We start from the raw sequence: 2801 nt of genomic DNA, 5'->3' as shown, positions 1-2801 counted from the left end.
TAGATTTTGATGACATTTTTGGTGATTTACTGTTTCTCAAATGCCTTTTTTCACTTTATCTGTTTGTTTTGATGCTCCCTTTGATTTTCATCTCCGTAATTTCCCTCTGTAACATTTTGGGGTGCGGAATGTGGGTTTTATCCAAAATTCCTTCTGAGGAACAACGGGAAAAGCTTGAAGCCTTACTAGTACCTGATGAGAAAACTTGGTACACACAACTAGACCAGTTACGGCGAGCGCCAACTCGTCACAGCAGTCCCGCTTTGATTAATGCTTTAAATCGTCTAGTAAAAGTGCGTTCCCTGGGTATCAACACTTTAAATTTCTCTGGTATCCCAGCCAGCAGATTAAAAGCCCTTGCCCGCCATGCAGCAACAATTCGAGTTCAGGCGATTGCTCGTATGCCTTTTGAGCGAAGAATTGCGACTCTACTTGCCTTTATTCATACATTGGAAGCGGAAGCTGCTGATGACACCCTCGATGTGCTGGAATTGTTGATCAAGGATTTACTCTCCAAGTCAGTGCGGGATGGAAAAAAAGAACGGTTACGCACCATAAAAGACCTGGATACGGCAGCTTTACGATTGGGTGCAGCCTGTGCAGTGATACTTGACCCCAATTGTGAAGATAAAAGTGTGCGTGAAGTCATTTTTCAACTCATTCCTGAAGATAAGTTACAAGCGTCTGTGGCAAAAGTGGAAGAATTGGCCAGACCGCCTGAAGATGACTATTACCCAGAACTATTAAAGCGTTGGACAATTGTTCGCAGATTTCTCCCTTCACTGCTGCGGACAATTGATTTTCAAGCAACAATTGCTGGTCAGTCAATTCTGAAGGCTGTGGAATTTCTCAAAAGTATTGAGAAGAAAGCAAATCCCAAGATGGATACTGCTCCACTCAATGGCATTACTAAAGGCTGGTTACAATTAATTGTACAACCCAATGCAGATATTGACCGTCGTGCTTATACTTTCTGTACCTTAGAGCGATTGTGTGAGGGATTGCGTCGTCGAGAATTATTTATCACTCCTAGTATCCGTTGGAGCAATCCCCATGCCAAATTACTACAAGGGAAAGACTGGGAATCAGCTAGACCACAAGTTTGTCGCGCACTGAACCTGCAACCAACACCCGGTGCGGAACTGTCTAAGTTGAAACAGCAACTCGATTCGGCATTTCATCGTACTGCCAATAATCTGCCCAGCAATGCATCGGTACGCATCGAGCCTAATAAAAAAGGACGTGATACTTTAACAGTCACCAATTTGGATAAGTTGGAAGAACCTGCCAGCTTGAAAACTCTAAAAATACTGGTAGCAGAATTACTTCCCCGTGTGGATTTACCAGAAGCCTTACTGGAAATCCATGCCAAAACCGGGTTTATGGATGAATTTAACCACGGTAGTCAGGATAGCTCACGAGTAACTGATTTACACATTAGTGTCTGTGCAGTGCTGATAGCTCAAAGTTGCAACATAGGTCTGAAGCCAGTTATCCGGGCAGATATCCCAGCCTTAACTCGTAATCGACTGGCTTGGATACAGCAAAACTACTTTCGTTCTGAAACCTTGAAGAGTGCTAATGCACGGTTGGTCGATGCTCAAACTCAGATTCCATTGGCGCAGACTTGGGGTGGAGGAGAAGTCGCTTCGGCAGATGGCTTGCGTTTTGTAGTGCCTGTGCAAACACTAAATTCAGGACCCAATAGCAAATATTTTGGTCGGGGTCGGGGTATTACTTACTACAACTTTACTTCAGACCAGTTTACGGGTTTTCACGGTTTGGTGGTTCCTGGAACGCTCCGCGACTCTCTGGTTGTGTTGGTTGGGCTTTTGGAGCAACAGACTTCTCTTCGTCCCAAGGAACTTATGACTGATACAAGCGGTTATAGTGATGTGATATTTGGTCTTTTTTGGCTACTGGGCTACCAGTTTAGTCCTCGACTGGCTGATGTGGGGGAAGCTCGCTTTTGGCGTTTGGATTCGCTTGCAGATTATGGCGTTCTTAATGGAATAGCACGGCAACGGGTCAATACTTCTTTTATTGAGAATTATTGGGATGATATGTTGCGAGTTGCAGGTTCTTTGAAGTTGGGAACGGTGAGTGCAATAGATATTATCCGAACTTTATACCGAGGTGATAAACCTTCTGTTTTGGGTCGGGCGATTGGGGAATTAGGGCGTATAGCCAAAACTTTGTACCTATTGAACTATATTGATGATGAGGCTTACCGTCGTCGCATTTTGACTCAGTTAAATCGGGGTGAAGGACGGCATGGGCTGGCCAGAGTTATATTTCATGGTCAAAAGGGAGAGTTGCGCCAACGTTACCGGGAGGGACAAGAAGACCAACTTTCGGCTTTGGGCTTGGTGGTCAATGCTTTGGTACTATGGAATACATATTATATGGATGCTGCACTGGCTTCTATTGGCTCCCAACAGAGCATAAATCAAGAAGATGTAGCGCGGCTATCGCCTTTGGGACATTCTCACATCAATATGTTGGGACGTTATCATTTCTCTTTGCCTGTTGCCGTTATGCAGGGGGAAATGCGATCGCTGCGTGATCCAAACGACCCTAATGAACAGGATGATTAGAATGCCTGTGTAGTAACCGTTTCAGCCTTAGCGTAACTTTCTGTACCGTTGCTCATTTCACCCCTTTTACTTTAATTGATTAGTCTAACTTATAATTGTTTCTTGAATATCTTCTTTCGCTTATCTATTGACCTCTCCAGGTGGTGTGCATTCTTATTGCTTCTTATTGAGAATAGATTTTGATGACATTTTTGGTGATTTACT

The 2801-nt window shown here is 44.0% G+C and carries 1 pseudogene; it reads left to right on the top strand.

What is annotated here, in order from left to right:
- Positions 1–134: 134 nt before the first annotated feature.
- Positions 135–2597: pseudogene (locus PN450_RS11610) on the top strand (Tn3 family transposase); the annotation flags it as partial.
- Between the last annotated feature and the right edge of the window lie 204 nt (positions 2598–2801).

This window comes from Dolichospermum lemmermannii CS-548, from assembly GCF_028330815.1.
Taxonomy (GTDB): domain Bacteria; phylum Cyanobacteriota; class Cyanobacteriia; order Cyanobacteriales; family Nostocaceae; genus Dolichospermum; species Dolichospermum lemmermannii.
The sequence above is the reverse complement of the archived record's forward strand: the minus strand, read 5'-3'. Positions and strand labels throughout refer to the sequence as shown.